This window comes from Mycobacterium sp. DL440, assembly GCF_011745145.1.
In the GTDB taxonomy this organism is placed as follows: domain Bacteria; phylum Actinomycetota; class Actinomycetes; order Mycobacteriales; family Mycobacteriaceae; genus Mycobacterium.
This window is the reverse complement of the sequence record NZ_CP050191.1, coordinates 5,341,371-5,365,223: the sequence shown is the minus strand read 5'-3', so window position 1 is coordinate 5,365,223 and position 23,853 is coordinate 5,341,371. Positions and strand designations below refer to the sequence as shown.

The following is a 23,853-nucleotide window of genomic DNA, read 5'->3' as shown; positions in this document are numbered from 1 at the left end:
TGACTCGCCACCGTCAGGCCGGGCGGGTCACCGCCAGACTCACCCCGACCTCATCGGCCACCTTCATCGCGCCCATCAGCATCGAGTACTGCTTGACGCCGAAATCGCTGTGCCGCACCGAAGCCGCGCCTGTCAAGGAATCGTCGGAAACCACCTCAACCTCGACGGTCTGCTCAGCGGAGCGGCCGGCAAGGTCGAGAACCCCCACGAGCCGGACCACAGAACCGGAGCGCTCGATCGATGTGGACCGGAAACGAGCCTGCGGAAACTTCTTTGCACGCAACGTCTTCAACGCATTGGAACGGATCAGCACCTTCTCGGCGCCGGTCAACGGCGTCATCCCGCCCTCGCCGCGCAGCACGTCCAGGGAATCGAGGTCGACCGTCACCTCCACCGCCGCCGGCTCTTCGCCATCCCATTCCACCGTCGCGTGCCACGAGCGCATCGCGATGGTCAACCGATGACCCATCCGCGACGCGCTGCCCGTCACACCGGTACGGAGCAGCAGCTCGCCCGAATCGGGGCCCAGGTCCCACTGCGTCACGAGGCGATCACCAGACCCACCACCCACGTGATGGTGGCCAACAGTGCTCCGGTCAACTCGACCCCGACTGACAGTGCAACTCCCTTGAGCGCGTGCACAGTTGACGTCCAGGCCCGCCGGTAATCGCGACGCGAGGCCAACTCGGCCAGATACACGCCCGCGACGAATCCGATCACCAACCCGATCACGGGGATGACGAAGAACCCGATCAGGCCCAGCACCCCACCGGCCATCAGGCTCCAGATCCCCACCTCGGCGGCCCGCATCCGGCGTACCGGCCAGACGTACTTGATCACCTCGGCGGTCACGAAGAACACCGCCGCGACCCCGAGCGTCACCCAAGCGACGGTGGCGTTCTCTGTACTGGCCCTGGCCTCCCAGATCGCCCACACCGCGATCGCGGCGAAGACCAAGAATCCGCCACCGGGCAGGACGGGCAGCACGATGCCGAGAAGTCCGACAGCGATCACCAATGCGACAAGAACAACGCCGAGAGTGCTCACGGTTTCTGCCCACGCACCCACTGCATGGTGCCCATGGACTTGGACCGCACCCGCTCCAGACCCAGCTCCTCGAACCGATCGGCGAGCTCATCTTCGGCGAAGAAGCGCGCGCCGCCCTTCGACAACAGCCGCGCCGGCCCCCGGTTCGTCGCCGTGGGCACCATGATCGCCATCCGCCCGCCGGGACGCAGCACCCGCACCATCTCCGCCAGTGCCGCCTCCGCATCGGGAATCAACTGGAGCACCGCGATCGACGTCACCGCATCGAAGACGCCGTCCCGGAACGGAAGCTTCTGGGCGTCGGCGCGCAGGAAACCGACCTGACGGCCCGCTTCGGCCTCGACCGCGCGGGCGAGCATCGGCTCGGAGATGTCCACACCGAACGCGAACCCGTCCAGCCCGGCCGACCGGGCGAGCGCGGCCGTCACATTGCCCGGACCGCTACCCACATCGAGCGCGAGGCCGCCGGGCGGGATGTTGAGCCATTCGGTGGGTTCCTGCCACGCCGTCATCAGCTTGCGGCCCAGGGCCTGAGCGTTGTCGTAGAGCTTCGACCCAAGCGGGGACGCCCACACCTTCTGGATGAATCCCGCGTTCTTCGGGGCGTCGCTGCCGTCGCCCAGCAGGTCGAGATACCCCTTGCCGACGTCCGGCTCGGCCGGCGGATCGATCAGGAGATCCAGTGCCTTGCGCAGTGCCTGACTCGATGCGGTGTCCACACCCCTACGCTACGCACCGAGCTGGTCGGCGAGGTCGACAAAATCCGTCGCGATGATGTCGAAGTCGTCGGACGCGACGTCGTGCGGTGCCCCATCGGGCCCGAACTCCAGGGGCCGGGCCACATAGGCGGTCCCGAGCCCGGCCGCGCGAGCCGCGCGCAGGTCAGAAGGATGGGCGGCGACGAGCGTCAGTTCCTCAGGTGCGATGTCGAGCAGGTCGGCACAGCCCAGATACGCCTCGGGGTCGGGCTTGTAGTGCCGGAACAGCTCCGCCGAGATCACGCAATCCCATGGCAGCCCGGCATGTTTGGCCATGTTGGTGAGCAGTGAGACGTTGCCGTTCGACAACGTCGTGATGACGTAGCGCTGCTTGAGCCGGGTCAGCCCGGCCACCGAATCCGGCCAGGGATCCAGCCGGTGCCAGGCCCGGTTGAGGTGGTCGATGTCAGCGTCGGAGGCCCGGATGTCCGCCGCGTCGAGCAGGTTGACCAGGATCGCGCGATGCAAATCGTCGATCCTGGTCCACGCCAGCTCACCGCGGCGCACCCGGTCCATCGCCGGGGCATAGCCGGCCCGCCAATTGTCGGCGAAAGCCGGCCAATCCCCATGCAGCCCGTGGCTTTTGCCGAAAGCTTCCAGCTCACCGATGATGCTGGACCGCCAATCCACGACGGTCCCGAACACATCGAAGGCGAGGGCTTTCATGCTAGGGCTCGATGTTCTTCGCGCAAGCGCTCATCAGGGCTCCAGGACCAACTTCCCGCGCACCTGCCCGTTGGCCAGCGCATCGAGTGCGGCCGCACCCTCGGACAGCGGGAACCGCACCGGCGGCGGCGGACGCAGCCCGGCGGCCACCAACCTCGTCAGCTCGGCCCCGACCTGAGCCTGGGCGGCCGGCCTCCGACGCACGAACTCGCCCCAGCCGACCCCGACCACACTGACGTTGCGCAGCAGCAGCCGGTTGACCTTGACCGTCGGGATCCCGCCGCCGGCGGCGAATCCGATGACCAGCAGCCGACCTTCGGGTGCCAGCACCCGGATGGCGTCGTCGAAGGGCGCGCCGCCGATCGGGTCCACCACCAGGTCGACGCCTTCACCTCCGGTGGCGTCCATTACCGCCTGGCGCCAGCCGTCCGTCAGCGGCAACACCACGTCGGCACCAAGCGACGACACGAATTCCTCGGCCCCGGACCGGTGCACCATCGCAATGACCTTGGCGCCCATGGCTTTGGCCAATTGGATCGACGCAGCACCGATGCCGCCGGCCGCGCCGAGAACCAGGACGGTCTCCCCTGGCACCAGACCGCCGCGACGGGCCAGCGCGAACTGCATCGTGTAGTAGTTGCCCAGCAGCGACGCTGCCTGGCCGTCATCAAGCCCGTCGGCGGTGGGGATCACGTTGGCCGGCAGGGCCGCCACCTGCTCGGCGTAACCGCCCAGCATCGTCATCGCGGACACCCGCTGTCCCGGTGTGAATCCCGAGCCCTCGGGTGCCGAGCGCACCGTTCCGGCCACCTCCATGCCGGGGGTGAACGGCGGTTCCAGCCGCAGCTGGTATTCACCGCGCAACAACAGCAGATCGGGGAAACAGACGCCGGCGGCGCCGACGTCGATGACCACCATATTTCCCGAAGGGTCAGCCACATCATCCAAGTCGGCGTACACCAGCCCGGATGTACCGGTAAGTGCCTGCGCTACCAGCGCTTTCACTCGCTCTAACCCAGCTTGAAACTGGCCTGCTGAGCGGCGGACAGATCGGTGATCTCGCCCCACTTGGCGGCGATGTCATCGACCGAGGGCACCTCGGTGAAGGTGATGCCGTCGTTCTGGAACAGCGCGGTGCGCTGGACCTTGCCGCCGCCCACGATGAACACCGAGTCGGTGTCGGGCAGTTCCTCGGTCATCAGGTAGGCCACCACCGGAGCGACGTACTCGGGGGTGAGCTTCTCGAACACCTCGGGCGGCAGGATGTCCTGCGTCATGCGGGTGGCCGCGATCGGCGCGACCGCGTTGGTCTTGATGTTGTACTTGGCGCCTTCCTGGGCCAGCGTGTTGATCAGGCCGACCAGGCCGAGCTTGGCGGCACCGTAGTTGGCCTGACCGAAGTTGCCGAACAGGCCGCTGGTGGAGGTGGCGACGACGACGCGGCCAAAGCTCTGCTCACGGAAGTGCGGCCACGCGGCCCGAATGACGTTGTAGCCACCGTAGAGATGAACCTTGAGGACAGCGTCCCACTGCTCGAACGTCATCTTGTGGAAGGTGCCGTCACGCAGGATGCCCGCGTTGCTCACCACGCCGTCGACCTTGCCGAACTCGTCGATCGCAGTCTTGATGATGTTCTCGGCGCCGGCCTGCTCGGCGACGCTGTCGTAGTTGGCGACGGCCCGGCCACCGGCGGCCTTGATCTCGGCCACCACTTCATCGGCCATGTTGTGGCCGGCGCCGGACCCGTCACGGGCACCGCCGAGGTCGTTGACGACGACGCTGGCGCCCTCACGGGCCAGCGTCAGGGCGTATTCACGGCCCAATCCTCCACCGGCTCCGGTGACGACGACGACGCGATCCTGCACTCCTGGCATGGGGATTCCTCCTCGATAACGGGCCACAAAACGGCACAACTCCCCTCCTGTATACGGCGGGCGAATAACTACGGGTCAACCGGGTCGGCTACCGCCCGTTCGGGTCCGGCTGACGTGTTTCTGCCAGCGAGCGGTCAATTGCCGCCAACGTCGCCGATCGGGAAATCAACCGCCTTCAGCTTTAGTTGAACTAATCAAGAAAAGAGATCGGAAAGAGGTAGTGAGAATGAAGAAGTTCGGAATTAGGGCTGGGATCGGAACAGTTGTCGCCAGCGGTCTGGCCGCCGCAGTCCTGGGCCTGGCCGGCCCGGCTTCGGCCGATGTGTCCCACCACGATTGGCTGAATCAAATCGGCCCGCACGTGACCGTGCCGCACGTCGACACCACTGTGCACCAGAGCCACTGAGGCTCCGCCGACTGTGGGGTGACCACTGTCACCCCGCCCGCCGGCGTTTAGTAGGAATAAACCCCCAGGTCAGCAGGTTGACTCACGGTGGAATGTGTTCCCAAAAGGATAGAAGTTAATGAAAAAGTTCGGAATTCCCGCAGTGCTCGTCAGCGGACTCGCCACCGCCCTCCTGGGCCTGGCTGCACCCGCCTCAGCCGGAGTGGACCACCACCTCTGGGTAGATCAGATGCACCAGAAGGCGACCGCTCCCCAGGTCGACACCACCGTCAAGCACACCCATGTGAATCGCACCAAGGCGACGTCGAACCGCTGATCGGCAACGAAAACGAAAGGGGCGCCCCGCAATCGGGGCGCCCCTTTCGCTATGTCAGAGGTCGGGCTCAGAGCCTTTCAGCGGTGACGAACGTGGAGAACGCCCGGTTGTCGTCATGCTCGATCTCGACGTAGCGACCCAGCCGGCGCATCTCATCGAGCGAGTGCACTCCGTCCGCGCGCCAGCCATGGGCACCGAGCCATTCGGTCACCTCGGCACGGTCGGGATCTTCGTAGATCAGGTCCTGGATGTTGAGCGCCTGCTCCATGTTGAACTGCGCGGCGAAGCGTTCGAAACGCTCGCGCATCTCCTCGCGGCGCTCGCTCGCGGTCACCCCGGCGGTCTCGGCGGCGATCCGACTGCCCGGTGCCGACAACTCGGTGACGAGCTCGAACAGCCGATCCTGGGCATCGGCGGGCAGGTACATCAGCAGGCCCTCGGCCAGCCACGCGGTCGGCTGAGAATCGTCAAAGCCCGCTTCCCGCAATGCCTTCGGCCAATCCTGGCGCAGGTCGATGGCCACCTCGCGGCGCTGCGCCGTCGGCTCCGCGCCGTGGGCGGCCAGGGTTTCGGCCTTGTACTCCAGCACCTTGGGCTGATCGATCTCGAACACCGTGGTGTCGGCGGGCCACTCGAGCCGGTACGCCCTGGAATCCAGGCCAGAAGCCAGGATGACGATCTGGCGGATGCCCGCCTTGGCGGCATCGGTGAAGTACTCGTCGAAGAAGTGTGTGCGCACAGCCTGGTAGCTGCCCATGTGCTCGAAGATCTTGGCGGCCTCGTCATCGACCTCCGCGATCTTGGCGGCGACATCTTGATCAAGCAGCGTCTCCCAAAAGCCCGTCCCCGCTCCGGCCACCAGGATCGCCGCGTACGGATCACGGATCAACGGGTTCTCGCGTCCGGTCTCCCCGGCCCGGGCAGCGGCGACCATCACGGCCGTCGACCCCACGCTGGTGGCGATATCCCAGGTGTCGTCGTGACTTCGCAGTGAGCTCATCGGGTTTCTCCGTCCAATCGGGCGCGCAACAGCACGCTGTCCAAGCCGAGTTCAGCCAGCTCGTCGGCGTCGGCCGCGCGACCCAACCGGGCCATCTCGTCGGTGCTGGCCACCGCGTCGACCTCCCAGCCGTGCGCGGCGAGCCATTCGGCAGCGGCGGCCCGCTCGTCACCGGTGTACATCAGGGCGTCGACATCGATGTCGAGCCCGAGCGAGGTACGCATGTGCTCGCCGCGGGCCCGTCGAGCGGTGCGCTTCTCCGGGGTGTAGCGCGCCGGATCCATGACGAAGCCCTCGACCGCGACGCGGCTGCCGGGTGCGCTGTATGCACTGACGAGTTCGAACAGCCGGTCCTGGGCCTCGGCAGGCAGGTACGGCAGCAGCCCCTCGGCCAGCCACGCGGTGGGCTGCTCAGGGTCGAAGCCCGCCTCGACCAGGGCGGCGGGCCAGTCCTCACGCAGGTCGATCGGCACCGGGACCTGCTCGGCGCGGGCGACGGCCTCGTGGGCCCGCAGCGTCTCGGTCTTGTAGTGCAGCACCTTGGGCTGATCGATCTCGTAGACCGTGGTGCCCGTCGGCCAGTCCAGCCGGAACGCCCGCGAGTCCAGGCCCGCGGCCAGGATCACGACCTGGCGGATGCCGTCGTGGGTGACCTCGGTGAAGTAGTCGTCGAAGTAGTGGGTGCGCACGGCCTGGTAGTTGCGGGCCATGTCGTGAATGCGGCGGGCCTCCGGATCGTCACCGATCCAGTGCGGTTCGCTACCGGCCAACTGCGCCCACGCCGGACCGGCGGCCGCCACCAGCAGGAAGGCGAACTCGTCGCGAACCAGGGGTTCGGGTTGCGCCGTCTCGGCAGCACGGGAGGCAGCCACCCCCAGCGCGGTCGCCCCGACGCTCTCGGTGATGTCCCAACTGTCGCCTTCGGCCCGACCCGGCCGTACATCGCTCAGATCAGTCATTTGCCAAACAATGCTACCGACTAAGTTAGGCAGGCTATGCGGTGATGTGGGGCACCTCACGGCGCCGACGCCTCAATCGCGCAGTTGCCAGAGCTTGTTCGCCATCAGCAGCTCGAACTTGTCGACGATGACGGCCACCTCGTCACGCTGCCCCACGTAGCCGGCATAAAAGCCCATCCCCCACATCACCGCCACCAGCATCTCCACGATGGCCGGGATGTCGGTGTCGGTGGTCAGCTCCCCGGCTGCGATCGCCTCGTCGACCGCCCACTTGACGAACTCCCGCGAGCTACGCAATGCGTCGTGCTCCTCGGAGACGAGCTCGGGATGGCGCTGCGCTTCCAGCACGGAGGTCACCAGGAACGCGGCCGCCGACCGGTCGGTGGACTCGGCATCCATCGCCGCGGCGAAGAACGCTGAAATCCGGTTCAGCAGGCTGGTGGCTTCCCGCGCCTTGGCAATGCCCGCGGCGATCACCTTCGTGTTGGTCTGCTCGACCACGTCGCGGTACAGGACACGTTTGCTGCTGAAGTAGTGGTTGATTGCCGGACGGGTGAGATCGGCGCGAATCGCGATTGCCTGAAATGTAGCTGCGTCGTAGCCAAGTTCGCTGAAAACTTCACGGGCAGCACGCACGATGCGCTCACGCGTCTCCGCCGCCTTTGCTGCGGGAGGACGTCCCGGACCTCGGCTCGCTGTGTGGGCCACAGTCAAATTGTGCCACACGTCACCTGGGAGTCCCGATGCTGTCACGTTTGTGTGCGTTAAATGCGGCTGACCAGCAAAGCCCGCCGCGCCCAAAAAGCTGACGACGAACTAGCGTGGTCCCCCATGGCGGGGGTTGTTTCACGGGAGTCGTACTTCGAAACCGGCCTGGACGTGTTGTCCGATCGCGGATACGGCGGCCTCAAATTGGCCGAGGTGTGCAACCGGCTGGGCGTCACAACCGGGTCGTTCTATCACTACTTCCCCAACTGGGCTTCCTACACGAAGGAATTGATCGCGCACTGGCAGGAGGCCCGCACCTTGCGAGTGGTCGAGATGGTGCGTGCCGACGAGGATCCGCACCACCGCATCGAGACCCTGATCGGCGAGACACTGGACCTGCCCTACGGCGCCGAGGCGGCGATCCGGGTGTGGAGCTCGCTGGACCCCGACGTCTACACCGTCCAGGCGATGGTCGATCAGGTGCGCTTCGACCTTCTCTTCGAATCCGCCCTCGAGCTCATCGGCGATGAGCGCAACGCCCGGTACTTCGCGGCTTGGGGCGTCTATCTGATCGTCGGTTTCGAACAGAGCACCCTGCCGCGCGACACCGATGCCCTGCAGTGGATCACCGGCCAGATGCGCGACGCGCTGGAATCGGGCCGGTTCACTCCGGGCGCCGGATCGGATCAACCGGTCTAACATCGGCGATCATGCTGACCCCGGCCGAGATCTGGCACCGGGCAGCTGACCGCCTGCGCGACAAGGATCCCGATTACGACGCGCTGCGCCGCGCGGTGCGGGCCGCCATCGTCCTGCCCGTCGCCGCCGCGGTCGGCTTCGCCGTCGGCGGCGACTCCCAGACTCCGCTGTTCGCGATCTTCGGAGCGGTCTCCCTGCTCATCACGGTCGACTTCCCGGGCAACCGACCGGCCCGCGCGCTGGCCTACGGCGGCCTGGCCGTCAACGGCGTGGTGTTGATCGTGCTGGGTACCGTGCTGGCCCCGCATCCCTGGCTGAGCGTGGCGGCGATGTTCGTCGTCGGCATGGTGGTGTCGTTCTCCGGAGTGCTCAGCGAGATCGTCGCCGCCGGGCAGCGCGCCACGCTGTTGCTTTTCGTGCTGCCGCTGTGCACGCCCGTCGGCCCGATTCCCGACCGGCTACTGGGCTGGCTGATCGCGCTCGTGATCTGCGTGCCGGCGGCCCTGTTCCTCTTTGCTCCCCGCCATCACGACGAGCTGCGCCGCGACGCGGCCCGAGTGTGCCGGCTGCTGGCCGACCGGCTCGAGGGCCAGGCCTCGGCCCGCGACGTCACCCGAGCGATGAACGCGCTGTACGAGAGCTTCCTCGGCGCGGACTACCGCCCCGTCGCCCTCAGCGCAGGCAGCCGGGCCCTGGTCCGCGTCGTCGACGATCTCGGCTGGATCTGCGACCAGGTCACCGATGACACCGGGGAACTGCTCGGCGCCATGCGGGGCCCCACGGTGCGCGTACTGCGCGATAGCGCCGCGCTGCTGAAGGTTCCCGACCGGGCCGAGCGGGCAGCGCGCGAGACCGATCTCCGCGCCGCCCTGGCTGAGCAACGCACCGTGGCGCAGGGCAGTTACCGCCAAGACGTCACCCAGATTCTCGCGATGGACGACGACGCAGCGGCGGCCGAGGTCGGTCGTGCCCTGCTGATCCGTCGCACCATCTCAGCCACCATCTCGGTCACCGGACGGGTGATCGGAAACGCCGCACTGGCCGATGCCCGGCCGGTGTGGGCGCGGGTACTGGGCCGGCGTTTGCCCGAAACCGGTGCCGCGGACTGGGTTATGCCCGAGACCGTCGCGGTCGCCGCCATCACCCGAGGCCTGGTGGCCGCCCGCGCGGTGGTGCTGCGCAACAGCCTGCGCACCGGGCTGGGGCTGGCCCTCGCAGTGGCGGTCACCCACCTGTTCCCGGTACAGCACGGGTTCTGGGTGGTGCTGGGGGTGATGTCGGTGCTTCGCAGCAGCGCCCTGGACACCGGGACACGCGTGCTGCGGGCGGTGGCAGGAACGACGATCGGTTTCATCCTCGGCGCGGTGCTCATCGAGTTCGTCGGCGTGGACCCGGTGGTGATGTGGATTATCTTGCCGCTCGTGGCATTCGGATCGGCCTATGTGCCCAAGGTCGGATCGTTCATCGCCGGGCAGGCGGCGTTCACGATGATGGTGCTGATCAACTTCAACCTGATCGCACCGACCGGGTGGCGGGTGGGACTGGTCCGGGTCGAGGATGTCCTGGTCGGCGCACTCGTGGGGATCGTGGCGTCGGTGCTGTTGTGGCCACGAGGTGCCAAGGCATCGGTGTCGAAAGCGCTCGACCGAGCCCGCGAAGCGGGTGCGCGGTTCCTCACAGCGGCCGTACAACGGGTCACCCGGGGCGCCTCCGAGGAGGCCACCAACCGCGTCATCGCCTTGAGTCACGACACTCTGACCGTCACCCGCACCCTCGATGACGCTGTCCGGCAATATCTTTCGGAAAGCGGGGGTCCTTCCGACCAGCGCGCTCCGGTGGTACGGGCGGCTAACCGGGCCATCCGGGTCCGGGCGGCAGCCGAGCTGATCGCCGACGTGGTACCGCCCCCGCTGGGGGTCTATCCGCAGACCCGTTCGGTGATCGAGGAGCATGCCGCGGCGATCTGCGCCCGGCTCGCCGGCAAGGACAGCACGTCGGCGTTGGTACCGATCGGGGAGAGTTTCGTGGTGTCACTGCGCGCCGAAGCCACCGGGACCGACCTGGCGGTCTCGGCGGCTCTGCCGCTGGTGGCGGCTGCAGCGCATCTCGGCGAGCTGGAGTTGCTGTACCCGCAGCCCGCCGAGTCCGTGAATTGATGCGTCAGTTCAGTGGCCGATGCGGCATCAGCGCATTCGGCGGAATCTGGCCGAACTTGCCTGCCTGGTAATCCTCCAGCGCCTCGATGAGCTCGGACTTCGAGTTCATCACGAACGGGCCGTAGTGGAAGACCGGTTCCCGGATCGGCCTGCCGCCCAGCAGCAGAATCTCCATGGCGGGCCGGTGCGAATCCTGAGTTCCCTCGGCCGACACAGTGATCCGGTCACCCGGGCCGAGTACCGCCAGCTGACCCTGATGGATCGGGTGGCCGACCGGACCGACGCTGCCGCGTCCGCTCAGTACGTACACCAGCGCGTTGAAATCGCGGTTCCACGGCAAGTTGAGCTGGGCACCCGGTTCAATCGTGGCGTGCGCCAGGGTGATCGGGGTGTGCGTGCTGCCCGGGCCCTGCTTGCCGTCGATCTCGCCGGCGATGATGCGGACCAATGACCCGCCGTCCTGGGACGACAGCAGCTTGGCGTCGGGACCCTCGATGGCCTGGTAACGCGGCGTCGCGAACTTGTCCTTCTTGGGCAGGTTCACCCACAGCTGGATGCCGTGGAACGTACCGCCATTCTCGACCAGTTCGGCCGGCGGAGTTTCGATGTGCAGGATGCCCGATCCGGCGGTCATCCACTGGGTGGCGCCGTCCGTAATCAGGCCACCGCCACCGTGTGAATCCTGGTGGGCGAATCGGCCGTCGATCATGTAGGTGACGGTTTCGAAGCCGCGGTGCGGGTGCCAATCGGTGCCTCGCGGCTCGCCGGGCTGGTACTCCACCTCACCCATCTGGTCCATGTGCACGAACGGGTCGAGGTCGGCGGCGCTGACTCCACCGAATGCGCGGACGACGGGGAATCCCTCGCCCTCGAATCCACGCGGGCCGGTGGTGATCGAGCGGACCGGGCGTTCGGTCTCCGACGCCTGAGCTGCCGCGATACGGGGCAGGGTCAAGGTGTCTGCGGTGATGGCTGGCATCTCCTACCTCCTATTTGTGTAGTCTGACGCCAGCTATAACCGGACTGCGGTCCGATTATTCCCAGGGCGGTCCCTTTCCCTCCCGCGAGCAGACAGTTAGGCACCCGGAACTGCGGGTTTTCGGGTACCGCAGCGTCTGCTCGCGGGTTACAGGTGGGCCATCGCGGCCGCCCGGGCATCCGCCGCGGTGGCCGTGGCCAGGACCGCCTCGGCCGCGGCGCGGCACTGCTCCAGCGTCGCCTGCGCAAGCTTCGCACCCACCGCCGAGATCGCGGCCGGCGCCATCGACAACGACGTCACCCCAAGCCCCACCAGCACCGCGGCCAACAGCGGGTCGGCCGCCGCCTCACCACACACCCCGACCGGCTTACCTGCCGCCGCACCGGCCCGCGCAGTCATCGCCACCAGTGCCAGCACCGCCGGCTGCCACGGATCGGTGAGAGCAGCCAGATCGGCCGACATCCGATCGGCGGCCATCGTGTACTGGGCAAGGTCGTTGGTGCCGATCGACAGGAAGTCGACATGCTGGAGAATCTTGTCGGCCAACAGTGCCGCGGCGGGCACCTCGATCATCACGCCGGGCGTGAGCCCGTACGAACGTGCTTGATCGGCAAAGCTTTTCGCCTCGGCTGCGGTAGCGATCATCGGCGCCATCACCCACGGCGGGTTGCCGGTTTTCTTGGCAGCCGCGCCGATCGATGCGAGCTGACGGTCCAGCAGACCGGGATTGCCCTCGGCGATGCGGATACCGCGCACGCCCAGTGCCGGGTTGGCCTCCTCCGGATGACCCGCGAACTTCAACGGCTTATCCGAGCCCGCATCCAGGGTGCGGACCACCACCTTCTGCCCGGCGAACGCTTCGAGCACCTCGCCGTAGATCTCGGCCTGTTCGTCGACGGTCGGCTCGGTGTCCCGGTTGAGGAAACACAGCTCCGTGCGGAACAGCCCGACGCCCTCGGCGGGGGTTTCGCGAGCCGCGCGGGCGGCGGCACCGTCCTGCACGTTCGCCAGGATCGCGACACTGTGACCGTCTGCGGTCGCACCCGGGCCTTTCCATTGCCGGGCTGCCAGGGCATCCCGTTGCGCGGCGGCCACCGCGGCGGCGGCCTGCGAGGCATCGGGATCGGCGGTCAGCGTGCCCGCGGTGCCGTCGAGCAGAACCATGACGCCGGCGGCGACGGCATCGAGCCCGCCGACCGCCACGACGCAGGGAATCCCCAGCTGACGCGCAATGATCGCGGTGTGGCTGGTCGGCCCGCCCAGCGTAGTGGCCAGCCCGACCACCAGCTGCGGGTCGAGGCCCGCGGTGTCGGCGGGTGCCAGATCTTCGGCGCACAGGATCGACGGGATATCCGGAAGCGGCACACCAGGTTCCGGCAGTCCGGACAGCTCGGCGATGACCCGGTCGCGGATGTCGCGCAGATCGGTGACGCGTTCGGCCATCAGCCCGCCGAGCTGCGTGAACAGATCCACAAACTGGTCGACGGCCTCTGTAGTGGCACGTACCGCCGGGGCACCGGCGGCGATGCGTTTCTCGGCGGCCCCCAGCCAGGCCCGATCCTGGGCAAGCATCGCGGTGGCGGCGAGAACCTCCGACGCCGCACCCGTGGCGTGCGCGGCCCGGTCCCGCAGCCGGGTGGCGACAGCCGTCGCCGCGGCTGCGAACCGCCCCGCCTCGGCCGCCCGGTCCGCCTCATCGATATCTGCGGCAGGTATCTGGAGTTCCGGAAGCCTGCTGGCCCGGATCACCGGTGCGTACTGCACACCCGGAACCACGGGCACCCCACGAAGGACAGTGGGTGAGGCAACCGACGATGTAGCGCTCATGTGAGACAGATTACAAGAATCGATTGACAAGTCAACACAGTCAAGCGTAAAACAACATATATCAACATTTCATCGCGTTTGAATCCACACAAACGGAGGGTCATGTACGCCGAGGAGCGCCAGCAGGCCATCGCCGCGCTGGTCATGAGCAAGGGCCGCGCCTCCGTCGCGGAACTGGCGCAGACCTACGACGTCACCACCGAGACGGTCCGACGCGATCTCGCGGTGCTCGACAAGGCCGGCGTGGTGCGCCGCGTGCACGGCGGGGCCGTACCGACCCGGACGCTGCACCTCGTGGAAGCCGGCGTCGGCGAGCGCGACACCACCCGCGCCGCACAGAAGGATGCGATCGCCGCGGCCGCGGTCGACTTCTTCCCCCTCAGCGGCGCCAGCGTGCTGCTCGATGCCGGCACCACCACGGCGCGCGTTGCCGCGCAATTGCCGACGGACCGCGAGCTCACCGTGGTGACCAACTCCGTGCCGATCGCCGGCCTCCTCGCCGCCGTGCCGACCGTCACCCTGCAGTTGCTCGGCGGACGGGTCCGCGGCCTCACCCAGGCCGCCGTCGGCGAGCAGGTGCTGCGCGTACTCGAAACCTTGCGGGTGGACATCGCGTTCATCGGCACCAACGCCATCAGCGTGCGACACGGACTCTCAACCCCGGACACCGAGGAAGCTGCCGTCAAGCGAGCCATGGTGCAGGCCGCCAATTACGTTGTGGTGGTCGCAGACTCATCGAAGGTCGGTCAAGAGGACTTCGTCAGCTTCGCCCCCATGGACAGCGTGGACACCCTGGTCACCGACAGCGAGATCTCCGATGCCGACCGGGCACTGCTCACCGAACGCGGCGTCGAGGTAGTGATCGCATGATCATCACCGTCACCCCGAACCCCAGCCTGGACCGCACCCTCACCTTGGGATCGCCGTTGACGCGCGGAGCGGTGCAGCGCATCGATTCCGTCACCGTCGAACCGGGCGGCAAGGGCATCAACGTGGCCCGCGCGTTGACCCTGGCCGGCGTGGCCGCCGAGGCGGTGCTGCCCGCCGGGGACGGCGATCCGCTGCTCGCCGGGCTGCGGGGCCTGGGTGTGCCGTTTGTCGGTGTGCGGATCGCCGAACCCGTCCGCACCAACCTCGCCATCACCGAATCCGATGGCACCACAACCAAACTCAACGAGCGCGGCGCTGTGGTGGACGCTGAAGCACTCTCCGCGCTCACCCGCTGCGTCCTGGCCAAGGCACAGGATGCGTCCTGGGTGGTGCTGTCGGGATCGTTGCCGCCCGAAGTTCCAGTCAGCTGGTATGCCGACGTGGTCGCCCTGCTGGCGCCGTTGGACTGCCGCGTTGCCGTCGATACCTCCGAGGCACCGTCGGTCGCGTTGGCTGCCGGGTTCTCGACGGCCGCGCCCGATCTGATCAAACCCAACGCGGAAGAGCTGGCCGAGCTGGCCGGGGTATCGGCCTTGGCGCTGGAAACCGCTGCGGCTGAGGGCGATGTGTCGCCCGTGGTGACCGCCGCTCTTGGTCTCGTCGCACGGGGCGTCGGTGCGGTACTGGCCACGCTCGGCGCTGCCGGCGCAGTCCTGGTGGACGGCGCCGGCGCCTGGCTGGCCACGCCGCCGCCAATCGTTCCGCGCAGCACCGTCGGAGCGGGCGATGCGTCGCTGGCCGGCTACCTTCGCGCCGCCGTCTCCGGTGCCGAAGCCCCGCAACGATTGCAGATGGCCGTCGCCTACGGCAGTGCCGCCGCGGCACTCCCCGGATCGGCGCTGCCCACACCCGCCCAGCTCAACCTCGACGCAGCCCGTACCCACCCCTTGAAGGTGCCGCTATGACTCAACCGATCATCACCCCAGGCCTCGTCCTGCTCGACGTCGATGCGGGCGGCGACAAAGAGGCCGTCATCGACCGTCTGGTGGGGGCGCTCGCCGAGGCGGGCCGCACCAGCGACACCGACGGGCTGGTGGGCGCCGCGATGGCCCGTGAGGCGCAGTCCGCCACGGGCCTGCCCGGCGGGATCGCGATCCCGCACTGCCGCTCGCCCTACGTCGACACCCCGACGATCGGCTTCGCCCGGCTCGCCCCCAAGGTCGACTTCGGGGCTCCCGACGGACCAGCGGATCTGGTGTTCCTGATCGCCGCGCCGGAATCCGGTGGCGCCGAACATATGAAACTGCTGTCCAGCCTGGCCCGGGCACTCGTCCGCAAGGACTTCGTGGCATCGCTGCGGGAGGCCGCGAGTGTCGACGAGGTAGTGACGCTCGTCGATGATGTTGTGAACCCGGCGCCTGCTGCTTCTGCTGGTGAGGCCGCTTCTGAGCCCGCTCCTGAACCCGTCAAGGCGGTGTCGATCGTCGCGATCACGGCCTGCCCCACCGGCATTGCCCACACCTACATGGCGGCCGACGCGCTCAAACAGGCCGCCGAGGAGGCCGGGGTTGCATTGACGGTCGAAACCCAGGGGTCCGCGGGCAGCACGCCGCTGTCCGCGGCGACGATCGCTGCGGCCGATGCGGTCATCTTCGCCACCGATGTCGGCGTCAAGGACAAGCAGCGATTCGCGGGCAAACCCGTCATCGCGTCCGGCGTCAAACGCGCCATCAACGAGCCCGCCGTCATGGTGGCTGAAGCCATCGGTGCGGCAAGCAATCCCAACGCCGCACGGGTGACGGGCTCAGTGGACGCCGCCGCTGTAGCGGCCGGTTCGGGCGACGTGAGCTGGGGCACCCGCATCCGGCAGATCCTGCTCACCGGCGTGAGCTACATGATCCCGTTCGTCGCCGCGGGCGGTCTGCTCATCGCGCTGGGCTTTCTGTTCGCCGGCTACGACATCGGCAACACTCCCGAGGGACAACCCGGCCCGCTCGCCTACGGCATGAACTCGCTGGGCCACCACATCGCCGTCACCAATACCCTGGCCGACCTGCCGCCCGGCGGCTTGACGCAGTATCTCGGGGCGGTGCTCTTCACGCTCGGCGGGCTGGCCTTCATGTTCCTGGTACCTGCGCTGGCCGGATACATCTCGTTCGCGATCGCCGACCGGCCCGGCATCGCACCGGGTTTCACCGCTGGAGCGGTGGCGGTGTTCGTCGGCGGCGGGTTCATCGGCGGCATCGTCGGCGGCCTGATCGCCGGGTTTGCCGCGCACTGGATCAGTTCTTTCAAGGTGCCACAGTGGTTCCGGGGGCTGATGCCTGTGGTGGTGATCCCGCTCGGCGCGTCGTTGATCGTCGGCCTGCTGATGTTTCTGTTGCTCGGCCGGCCACTTGCCGCGCTGACCACCGGCCTGACCAACTGGCTGAGCGGCATGACCGGAACCTCTGTCGTCATCCTCGGTGTCATCCTCGGCCTGATGATGTGCTTTGACCTCGGCGGTCCGGTCAACAAGGCGGCGTACGCATTTGCGACCGCGGGCCTCAACGTCGCCGACCCCGCGACACTGCGCATCATGGCCGCGGTGATGGCCGCCGGCATGGTGCCGCCGCTCGCGATGGCACTGGCGTCGACGCTGCGGCCGGTACTCTTCACCGAGCCCGAGCGTGAGAATGGCCGCGCTGCATGGCTATTGGGCGCGTCCTTCATCTCCGAAGGCGCCATTCCGTTTGCCGCAGCGGATCCGCTGCGGGTGATCCCGTCGATGATGCTCGGCGGCGCCGTCACCGGCGGGCTGGTCATGGCCTTCGATGTCACGCTCAAGGCGCCGCACGGCGGCATCTTCGTGTTCTTCGCGATCGGCAACCTGCTGTGGTTCCTGGTCGCCCTGGCTGCCGGCACCGTCGTCAGCGCCCTGGCCGTCATCACGGCCAAGCAATTCGCCAAACTCACCGTCACCACGCCGGAAACTCCGGCGCTGGCCACCACCTAAGGAGAAACAATGCCCAGCAAGACTGTCACCGTCGGTTCGGCCATCGGCCTCCATGCCCGCCCCGCTGCGATCATCGCCGAGGCCGTGGTCAACGCCGGTGTGCCCGTCACCCTGTCCGTCGATGGCGGCGAACCCGTCGACGCCGGCTCGGCCCTGATGATCATGACGCTAGGTGCGGCCAAAGGCGCTCAGGTGACTGTGGACTCCGACGACGCCGATGCGTTGTCCACTGTGGCTGGTTTGGTGGAGCAGGATTTGGACGCGTAGCTGAGGTCCACACCCTCATTGGAATCACATCGTTCGTGATCGCATCTCAGTTGATCTACAGAGGAATTCGCGCTCTGGAGGGCGGTTACCGCGGGCCCCGGCCTTGCGAGACTGCGTAGTTCATCGCGTTGCCCACCGCGGCAAGCATGCCTTGGTAGTAAGCAACTTCGCGGTCAATCTGCTCGCGGAACTCAGCCCGCAGGCCTTCGGCCTGCTTCTTCGCCGGCCCCTTTTTCCTACCCACGTGTAGCCGCTTGTCGCCCACGCTCCGGATGAGTTCGTCACACCTGTTCGCTTCAGCGGCCAACTCATCGTAGGGCGCCGACCAAAGCCGGTCCCCCGGCCAGCGCGCCCAGAATGCCGATGAGTGTGCATACAACTGGGCAAGCTCGCGATACGACGCCTTTCTGCTGTACCAATCGAGCCCAAAGAAGAATGTCGCACTTCCGATAATGGTTGCCAGCCCAATAATGGCAAAGGGAACCGCCCCCTCGATGAAGGAACCAACGTCGAAGGTGGCGCTCGCTGTCACCCGAAATCCCGCGCAATGAAATCCTGCCGATCTCGGGCAGCGGCCGCATTCAATGCCGTAACAACCATACTTATCCAGTGGCGCACGGCATCAATGTCTCTCGAGAACACTTCGGTTCCGGTGATGTCATACTTGCGCTCCTCGAGTAGAAGAACCAATAGCCAACACCGTTGGGCTTCCTTGTCCAACTCTCCATAGGGCGCGCGCCCTAATTGATCGGCGGGCCAGCGGGCGCGGAAATCCGCCGATTCCTTCTCCAAACGCCGCCGGCAGGCCGTCGGCCGATTCGTATTGAACCACCACCAGACCCAGCACACAGCCGGCACAACCACCGCCGCCAAGATGACTAGGAAGATCACACGAGCCAGTGCTTCTTGTGGAGTGTCCGGCCAACTACGTCCGGACAGCGGGATAGAACCTCCCCTCAGAACCAGCATGCTCGCAGTGTAACCACGCAGCGTCGCCCCAGTAGACGTAGTCGTCGGGGCAGTACACCAACCGCCCAAATTCGTGCACCGACGATCTCAATCACGCTGTTAGGCTGGCGAAAGGCTGGGGATAGGAGATCAATGAAGCTGGAGCAGGCCAAGCAGGTCGTAGAAATCACCTTCGCCGGCAAGGGTTTTTTAGAGCATTTGGACGCGAAGGATTCAGAGAATCTGGGGGATGCGCGCCTCGCCAAACTTGGATTTGTGGCAGACGGCATAGGCGCAGCCCAGATGGCCGGCGAGATTGGTGCGGACAAACTCTTCGGGGTTACGCCTACCAGCTTCAGCTCGTACAGCTCACCCACGAAAAGAATTCCGGGCATCGGGACACCCATCATCGGCGCGGCCCTTCTTGCGCTTAATGGGATGCAGTTGATGTGCGGAGTGGGCGATCCGGAGACCGGCGATCGGTTCGCGAAGGGCGCACACGGTTTCACAGCGATCTCAGACACCCTTAAGCGGGCAACGCCCACCGAACAGTGGCATGGCCGCGGAGCAAATGCATACTCCGCCGAGAACGAGCAGCAGCAGGACCGTGCCGCGCAGATGAGCAAAATCGACACGGAGGTAAAGGGCATCGTCGCCAACGAGGCCGAGCAGATCGGAAACACACGCAAAGCCCTCGAAATTGTCGCGACGTCGCTGACCTTCATGATTCCTATAGCGATTGTCATCGGAAAGATCCCGCCGACGGGTCCGGCGAACCAGATGGCGTTCGAGATTGGCGCAGTCGCGGGATCAATGCCGATCGCGTTGGGGGCGTTTGGGACCATGGAGTCCCTGACGTTGGCGAATGCGCAGAAGTTCCGGCGAGCAGCCAGCGCCTACCACGAGGTAGCCGCCGGCGCTAAGCCCACGGGAGCGCCACCAGTGTCCGTGTCACCGCCAGGCGGAAGTACGACGTCGAAGCCATGGTCTCCGTCCGGTGGCTCAGCCACAGGTACCGGGGAGGGGTCGATCAATGTCTGATGGGATGCTGGGAGTCACTTCTTCACATGTTCGTCAGCTGTCCGACGACCAGAAGACGGCACAGCGGTATATCGAGTTGAACGCCGAGATCACCGGCGGCGTCAGCGCGTCCATGCTGGTGAACCATGGTCCGATCTGCGCTGTGAGCATCACGGCCCTAGAATTTGCGAACAGCGCTCGCGAGGCCGCGTGTGCGGCGATGGCATCCGTTTCACAGGACATGTCGGAGAAACTGAACATCTCCGCAGCGCAGTACGACCAGACAGACACCCAAGCTGGGGCAGACATCGGCAAGGAGATGCACCCGCGTTGATCTGCTGACCGCATGTTCGTTGACTGACCCGAAACAGGTATGACTAACACATGACGCCTCACGGTTCCGACGACTGGGACGATGACGACGCCGACGAGAACGGCCTCGACGCGCTCGACTTCGACACCCCGGTGTTCGGCGACGATGTGTCGGGACTCGATGCCCTGCCGGACTATGCGGGGGACGACGCCGACCAGGACACGGCGCACGACAGCGGCCTCGACGCTGTCCATGACCTCACCAGCCACGCAGTCGAGGAAGCCGAGGACGACGGCTTCGGTGCCTACGATGGCGAGGCCGAACCTGGGGACCAAGAGCAGATCCCGGTAGTCCAGGCCATCAATCCTCCAGGCACCGTCATCGTCGCCGCATACCTGAATGGTTCCGTCGCCCAAGTGGACCTGGACCCGAAGGTGACCGCCCTAACCGAAGCTCAACTGGCCGACGAGGTCCGGTTCGTGGCCGGGGTGGCCGCCAAGCGCGCGACAGCAGTAATGCACATCGGTGTGGTGAACATGCTCATCGAGCAGGGCATGGCCCTGCACGAAGCACGGGATTTCGTAGCGACCAATATGCCGTTCGCGACGCCGGAGCAGGCCGGCGAAGCGGAGCTGGCACTTATCGCACGGCACGCCGGTCAGACCGGCTGACGTCGGGGGCGATACCGGCGCTTCGACGGCTGAGTATGCGGTTCTTCTTTGATGATCCCTGCTCGCGGGTTCTTGCCGTCAACAACTACGACGCACACGCGTGCAAAGCTTGTGTCTGATAGGTCTCACGATCAAGATTTTCGATAAATAATGGCGCATAAATACTCATATCGATGGCGCGGCGCCACGACTCACCTGCCACGGTTACGTTTCCTCCGGAGACCCCTAAGTCATGTCAAATGTCTCGTTGCGGCGATACTCTCGAAAAGTGAGCAGGTCAGATCCCCTCGGTTCGCAACACTGAGTTTCGTACTCAAATCCCATCAAATGACATCCCGGCCGAGGATTATCCAGTCATCAGCATCGTTGACAATCCGAACTCCGGGCATCCCCGCGTTGTTCTTGATCATTCTCACGAGTTCTTCCCATACGAGACCGCCATATTTTATGCCAGGTCGCATCCGCGTTGTGTAGGTCAAGACCCACCCGTCGATACCGCCGGCCGCTGACGTGAGTAATGCGGACCGCCCATCTTCAGAAACGCTATCTGTCAGATGCACGTACACCTCACGCCCGCGCAGCTGCGCCAACGCTGTTTCGAATCGATCCTCGGAGTGCTCTTCGACCGCATTCGAGATTGCGGCTTCCAATTCATCGGAGGTTGTCGAATTCAGGACTGACGAATCGGCCGTCGAGTCCAGTAATTCTGCCGAGATAATGGGTAGCTGATCTCGTGCGATTGCTACTGTCTCGTTGTTGCGGCTGACAATCACGAGCCAGTCTGCGCGCACCGAGTCATGAGCGATCTTGAGCACAGTCGACCAGTCAGCACCTGCAATTGCCGGGGGCAAGTCGCGATGCCCTTTAGAGGTGTAAACGACCATGGCGGAACTGCCGTCACCAAGTTTACGCAGCGGAGTCGATCTCATAGGTCGACCATCGACCACGACCTCATTTGCCACGTAGAACAACTCGACACCATCCAACGCGCGGAAAAGCGCAACGCGCGAGTCGCCACTGTCGTTTCGAGCAGCAACCGCAACCAGGAGTTCGATGCGATCCCTACCATCCATGTTACATACCCAGCCTTTCACTATGTAGATTTCTATCGTCTAGTTGTTAGATCGACTGCGTGGTACCTACAACGATATTTGGCAAGCCTTACCAATCATCGTACTCATCCACATGAATTATCGGCCTATCGTAAGTATGAACTGGCGTACTAGTCACCGCGTCATATATAACATCCACGTCGAACACCTTGTTGTTCCACTCACCTAGGCATGCCGCGAAATCAACGCTACCCATGTTTGGCCCTAGCAGATCACTCAACAAAGTTGCCCTATCAACCGTGTGGGGCGTTCCTATTATATTGAGCTCTCGTGGTGGAAACAGCGTGTAATTCGGAATTTCTTCACCCGCATAGAACGTTCGAGAATAGACCCTCGATGTATCTCCGCCGGTTTCGATGAGATTACCGAGTGCCCCGGTTATCGGAGACCCGTGTTCGGCGTATGTAGTGATGGATGTACCTTCTGGCACACGCACAGTTCCATTCACTTCGAAGTAGTCCCCATGACCACTCATTTTGTATCGATTGTCAGGACCGATCGCGTCCACGCCCGGTCCGTCTGGGGAACTGTCGCCGATGTCCGCCGGAACATCGCCACGCCCCGAATCGTCCTGGCCACCCCGGGTGCCTGATCCCGATGGATCACTTCGACCAGTTGGCTGATCCGAAGCCGGCGTGTGGCCAGGATGGTCTTCAGCATGCGTGTTCACAGATTCATCCGGACCTCGACCACGCTCACCAGAATCTGGTCGGGGGTTCTCAATCGGCGTGTAGTTGTTGACAGGCGGGTCAGGATTCTGCGGAGTCACACCATTTTCGGGAGTGCGTGCGGGACTGGATGATTCAGGCACATGGTTGATACTTGGCGCCGCCGACCCAGCGGAGGACGGCACATGATTGAGGTCGACGGCTTAGTCGAATGTGGTGAGTCAGCCCGATGGGGCGGCCCGGGTTCTGACGACCCGGTTGCGCCGCCCGGTCGATCGTCACCACCGCCTCCGTGATAGCTACGGGGAGCCGGGGACTCGGCGGGACCCGCGAGTCCGTCGGGGCCTGGCCGACCCACCGGGGCGCCATGGCCGTCGGGCCCCTTTGGACCGATTACTGACTCAGGGATGCGGGGCGCTGACGCGAACTCCGGCACTTCGGGAGGCTTGGTCCCGGGGTGACTGACCAATCCGTCCAGCTTGCCGTTGCCGGACCCTAGCTTGGCCAAATCGCCTAGCTTGCTGAGGTTTCCGTCTTCGCCGAGCCCCTTGATCCCCTTCGCAACCTTGCCCGCCAGCCCAGCCTTTGATGCCGCACCACTAGGATTCAATGACGAAACGACGTTGAACCCAGCCTCTCCGATGCCCCGGCCGGGGTGGTCACTATTCAGGGCGTCATACGCGCCGAACTCCTTGCTCATCGTCAACAACACGTCGTCCAACTTCGAGGGGTCGGCCAGCACCGACATCCCGACCTCGTACATGCCCTTCCATGTGTCGGGGTCCGCCATAGCCACCGCCCCCGACACCGCATGGATCAGGCCCGTGGTCATACCTACGTTCATGTCGCTCAACAACGTGAAGTGAGCGGCAAACTCTCGGCCCGCCTTCTCCCCGAACACCGCTTCCAGCTTTGGCCTCACCCATTTCTGCAACCCGGTCATCGCATCACCAAGGGCTTGGGCGAGCTGTTCGAGGAGCCCGACAAACGCCTTCACCTGGCTTTGCAGATACTTCAACACGGCGCCCACATCGTCAGCAATCTCGCGAAGCACCTTCGCCCCGTCACCGGTGAAGATGCCTTTGACGGTGTCGATCAACCCACTCGACGACGAGACTCTGTCCAGAAGCCGACGCATCGCATCTTGAGCCTCCTGGACGCCCGTGGCGAAGCCCTTTACGACGTCCGCGGTATCCGACGCCAGCTCTGCCAGGTGCGCCACCCCGTCATGCAGGGCCTGCATTGCCTCATTGATCTTTGGCGCCTCAGCAACGTGTCGAACGTGAACTGATACAGCGGTTTTCACCCCATCGACTTGCTCCTGGACCGCCACAAACCCGTTGGCGTAATTTTCCCACTGTGCCGCGGTGACACGCATCAATGCGGGAACTCCGGAGGGCCACGGAAACGGCACGAGCGGTTCGACCAGGCGCCACACGCCTGGAGGCGGGATCCTGGTCACACTCGGCCCCAGCGACGAATCTGCAGCCGTCGTCGTATCCGGTAGGTCGCCGACGCCACCGGACGCACCAGCCCCGCCCACGGTCGAGGCTGCGTCGGCGTTCTTGTAGTTGAAGCCCGTGGCCTCCAACAT

At 65.5% G+C, this 23,853-nt stretch carries 27 protein-coding genes; 11 read left to right on the top strand and 16 right to left on the bottom strand.

Annotated elements, in window-relative coordinates:
- Window positions 1-13: 13 nt before the first annotated feature.
- From HBE63_RS26180 to HBE63_RS26155, 6 genes are read right to left on the bottom strand one after another with little or no spacing between them, the layout of a single operon-like run.
- Complete coding sequence (locus tag HBE63_RS26180) at window positions 14-544, bottom strand: YceI family protein (protein WP_208301214.1); 531 nt, start codon at window positions 542-544, stop codon at window positions 14-16.
- Window positions 541-1,047, bottom strand: coding sequence for a DUF456 domain-containing protein (locus HBE63_RS26175; RefSeq protein WP_166907550.1), 507 nt, complete (start codon window positions 1,045-1,047; stop codon window positions 541-543). The genes HBE63_RS26180 and HBE63_RS26175 overlap by 4 nt, the downstream gene beginning before the upstream one ends.
- On the bottom strand, window positions 1,044-1,766 hold the full coding sequence (locus HBE63_RS26170; protein ID WP_166907549.1) for a methyltransferase domain-containing protein: 723 nt from the start codon (window positions 1,764-1,766) through the stop codon (window positions 1,044-1,046). Before HBE63_RS26170 ends, HBE63_RS26175 begins: the two co-directional genes overlap by 4 nt.
- A 9-nt stretch (window positions 1,767-1,775) precedes the next feature.
- Entirely contained in the window at window positions 1,776-2,471 is a 696-nt protein-coding gene (locus HBE63_RS26165) for a haloacid dehalogenase type II (protein ID WP_166907547.1), read from the bottom strand.
- A gap of 33 nt (window positions 2,472-2,504) precedes the next feature.
- Entirely contained in the window at window positions 2,505-3,476 is a 972-nt protein-coding gene (locus HBE63_RS26160; protein WP_166907545.1) for an NADPH:quinone oxidoreductase family protein, read from the bottom strand.
- A 5-nt stretch (window positions 3,477-3,481) separates the two neighbouring features.
- Entirely contained in the window at window positions 3,482-4,345 is an 864-nt protein-coding gene (locus HBE63_RS26155) for an SDR family oxidoreductase (RefSeq protein ID WP_044514433.1), read from the bottom strand.
- Window positions 4,346-4,571: 226 nt separating this feature from the next.
- On the opposite strand from HBE63_RS26155, the gene HBE63_RS26150 reads away from it, so the two are divergent.
- Complete coding sequence (locus HBE63_RS26150) at window positions 4,572-4,751, top strand: hypothetical protein (protein ID WP_166907544.1); 180 nt, start codon at window positions 4,572-4,574, stop codon at window positions 4,749-4,751.
- 118 nt (window positions 4,752-4,869) lie between these two features.
- Window positions 4,870-5,067, top strand: a complete 198-nt coding sequence (locus HBE63_RS26145) for a hypothetical protein (RefSeq protein ID WP_166907542.1) — start codon at window positions 4,870-4,872, stop codon at window positions 5,065-5,067.
- Window positions 5,068-5,134: 67 nt separating this feature from the next.
- On the opposite strand, the gene HBE63_RS26140 is transcribed toward HBE63_RS26145, so the two are convergent.
- From HBE63_RS26140 to HBE63_RS26130, 3 genes are all read right to left on the bottom strand, one after another.
- Window positions 5,135-6,067, bottom strand: coding sequence for a class I SAM-dependent methyltransferase (locus HBE63_RS26140; protein ID WP_166907540.1), 933 nt, complete (start codon window positions 6,065-6,067; stop codon window positions 5,135-5,137).
- Complete coding sequence (locus HBE63_RS26135) at window positions 6,064-7,026, bottom strand: SAM-dependent methyltransferase (RefSeq protein ID WP_166907538.1); 963 nt, start codon at window positions 7,024-7,026, stop codon at window positions 6,064-6,066. The genes HBE63_RS26140 and HBE63_RS26135 overlap by 4 nt, the downstream gene beginning before the upstream one ends.
- Before the next feature lie 72 nt (window positions 7,027-7,098).
- On the bottom strand, window positions 7,099-7,734 hold the full coding sequence (locus tag HBE63_RS26130) for a TetR/AcrR family transcriptional regulator (RefSeq protein WP_166907536.1): 636 nt from the start codon (window positions 7,732-7,734) through the stop codon (window positions 7,099-7,101).
- 123 nt (window positions 7,735-7,857) lie between these two features.
- On the opposite strand from HBE63_RS26130, the gene HBE63_RS26125 reads away from it, so the two are divergent.
- Both HBE63_RS26125 and HBE63_RS26120 read left to right on the top strand, forming a co-directional pair.
- Entirely contained in the window at window positions 7,858-8,433 is a 576-nt protein-coding gene (locus HBE63_RS26125; RefSeq protein WP_166907535.1) for a TetR/AcrR family transcriptional regulator, read from the top strand.
- 11 nt (window positions 8,434-8,444) lie between these two features.
- The gene (locus HBE63_RS26120; protein ID WP_166907533.1) at window positions 8,445-10,589 is read left to right on the top strand and encodes an FUSC family protein; all 2,145 of its coding nucleotides are present in this window, start codon (window positions 8,445-8,447) and stop codon (window positions 10,587-10,589) included.
- A gap of 4 nt (window positions 10,590-10,593) precedes the next feature.
- Here HBE63_RS26120 and HBE63_RS26115 read toward each other — a convergent pair whose 3' ends face one another.
- Complete coding sequence (locus HBE63_RS26115) at window positions 10,594-11,568, bottom strand: pirin family protein (RefSeq protein WP_166907532.1); 975 nt, start codon at window positions 11,566-11,568, stop codon at window positions 10,594-10,596.
- A gap of 147 nt (window positions 11,569-11,715) precedes the next feature.
- Window positions 11,716-13,395 (bottom strand): phosphoenolpyruvate--protein phosphotransferase, encoded by a 1,680-nt coding sequence (gene ptsP / locus HBE63_RS26110; RefSeq protein WP_166907530.1) that lies wholly within the window; start codon window positions 13,393-13,395, stop codon window positions 11,716-11,718.
- A 102-nt stretch (window positions 13,396-13,497) separates the two neighbouring features.
- Here ptsP and HBE63_RS26105 point away from each other — a divergent pair, with 102 nt between their 5' ends.
- The 4 genes from HBE63_RS26105 to HBE63_RS26090 are packed head-to-tail and all read left to right on the top strand — an operon-like array spanning window position 13,498 to window position 17,527.
- A complete protein-coding gene (locus tag HBE63_RS26105) occupies window positions 13,498-14,265 on the top strand; it encodes a DeoR/GlpR family DNA-binding transcription regulator (protein WP_166907528.1) in 768 nt (255 codons plus the stop codon).
- Entirely contained in the window at window positions 14,262-15,230 is a 969-nt protein-coding gene (locus HBE63_RS26100) for a 1-phosphofructokinase family hexose kinase (RefSeq protein WP_166907526.1), read from the top strand. The genes HBE63_RS26105 and HBE63_RS26100 overlap by 4 nt, the downstream gene beginning before the upstream one ends.
- A complete protein-coding gene (locus HBE63_RS26095) occupies window positions 15,227-17,260 on the top strand; it encodes a fructose-specific PTS transporter subunit EIIC (RefSeq protein ID WP_166907524.1) in 2,034 nt (677 codons plus the stop codon). Before HBE63_RS26100 ends, HBE63_RS26095 begins: the two co-directional genes overlap by 4 nt.
- Window positions 17,261-17,269: 9 nt before the next feature.
- Window positions 17,270-17,527, top strand: a complete 258-nt coding sequence (locus HBE63_RS26090) for an HPr family phosphocarrier protein (protein ID WP_166907522.1) — start codon at window positions 17,270-17,272, stop codon at window positions 17,525-17,527.
- An 85-nt stretch (window positions 17,528-17,612) separates the two neighbouring features.
- On the opposite strand, the gene HBE63_RS26085 is transcribed toward HBE63_RS26090, so the two are convergent.
- Both HBE63_RS26085 and HBE63_RS26080 read right to left on the bottom strand, forming a co-directional pair.
- Window positions 17,613-18,059 carry a hypothetical protein gene (locus HBE63_RS26085; RefSeq protein WP_166907521.1) on the bottom strand — a complete coding sequence of 149 codons (447 nt, stop codon included), beginning with the start codon at window positions 18,057-18,059 and terminating at the stop codon, window positions 17,613-17,615.
- The gene (locus HBE63_RS26080) at window positions 18,056-18,496 is read right to left on the bottom strand and encodes a hypothetical protein (RefSeq protein WP_166907519.1); all 441 of its coding nucleotides are present in this window, start codon (window positions 18,494-18,496) and stop codon (window positions 18,056-18,058) included. Before HBE63_RS26080 ends, HBE63_RS26085 begins: the two co-directional genes overlap by 4 nt.
- 132 nt (window positions 18,497-18,628) lie before the next feature.
- On the opposite strand from HBE63_RS26080, the gene HBE63_RS26075 reads away from it, so the two are divergent.
- From HBE63_RS26075 to HBE63_RS26065, 3 genes are read left to right on the top strand one after another with little or no spacing between them, the layout of a single operon-like run.
- Complete coding sequence (locus HBE63_RS26075; protein ID WP_166907517.1) at window positions 18,629-19,516, top strand: EspA/EspE family type VII secretion system effector; 888 nt, start codon at window positions 18,629-18,631, stop codon at window positions 19,514-19,516.
- The gene (locus tag HBE63_RS26070) at window positions 19,509-19,829 is read left to right on the top strand and encodes a type VII secretion target (RefSeq protein ID WP_166907515.1); all 321 of its coding nucleotides are present in this window, start codon (window positions 19,509-19,511) and stop codon (window positions 19,827-19,829) included. The genes HBE63_RS26075 and HBE63_RS26070 overlap by 8 nt, the downstream gene beginning before the upstream one ends.
- A 50-nt stretch (window positions 19,830-19,879) precedes the next feature.
- Window positions 19,880-20,479 (top strand): hypothetical protein, encoded by a 600-nt coding sequence (locus HBE63_RS26065; protein WP_166907513.1) that lies wholly within the window; start codon window positions 19,880-19,882, stop codon window positions 20,477-20,479.
- 323 nt (window positions 20,480-20,802) lie between these two features.
- Here HBE63_RS26065 and HBE63_RS26060 read toward each other — a convergent pair whose 3' ends face one another.
- The 3 genes from HBE63_RS26060 to HBE63_RS26055 all read right to left on the bottom strand — a co-directional run bounded on the left by HBE63_RS26060 (window position 20,803) and on the right by HBE63_RS26055 (window position 23,697).
- Entirely contained in the window at window positions 20,803-21,573 is a 771-nt protein-coding gene (locus tag HBE63_RS26060; RefSeq protein WP_243858295.1) for a hypothetical protein, read from the bottom strand.
- A 67-nt stretch (window positions 21,574-21,640) separates the two neighbouring features.
- The gene (locus HBE63_RS31985; RefSeq protein WP_371815057.1) at window positions 21,641-22,066 is read right to left on the bottom strand and encodes a putative adhesin; all 426 of its coding nucleotides are present in this window, start codon (window positions 22,064-22,066) and stop codon (window positions 21,641-21,643) included.
- A gap of 290 nt (window positions 22,067-22,356) precedes the next feature.
- Window positions 22,357-23,697: a hypothetical protein gene (locus tag HBE63_RS26055; protein WP_208301213.1), complete on the bottom strand. Its 1,341-nt coding sequence runs from the start codon at window positions 23,695-23,697 to the stop codon at window positions 22,357-22,359.
- Between the last annotated feature and the right edge of the window lie 156 nt (window positions 23,698-23,853).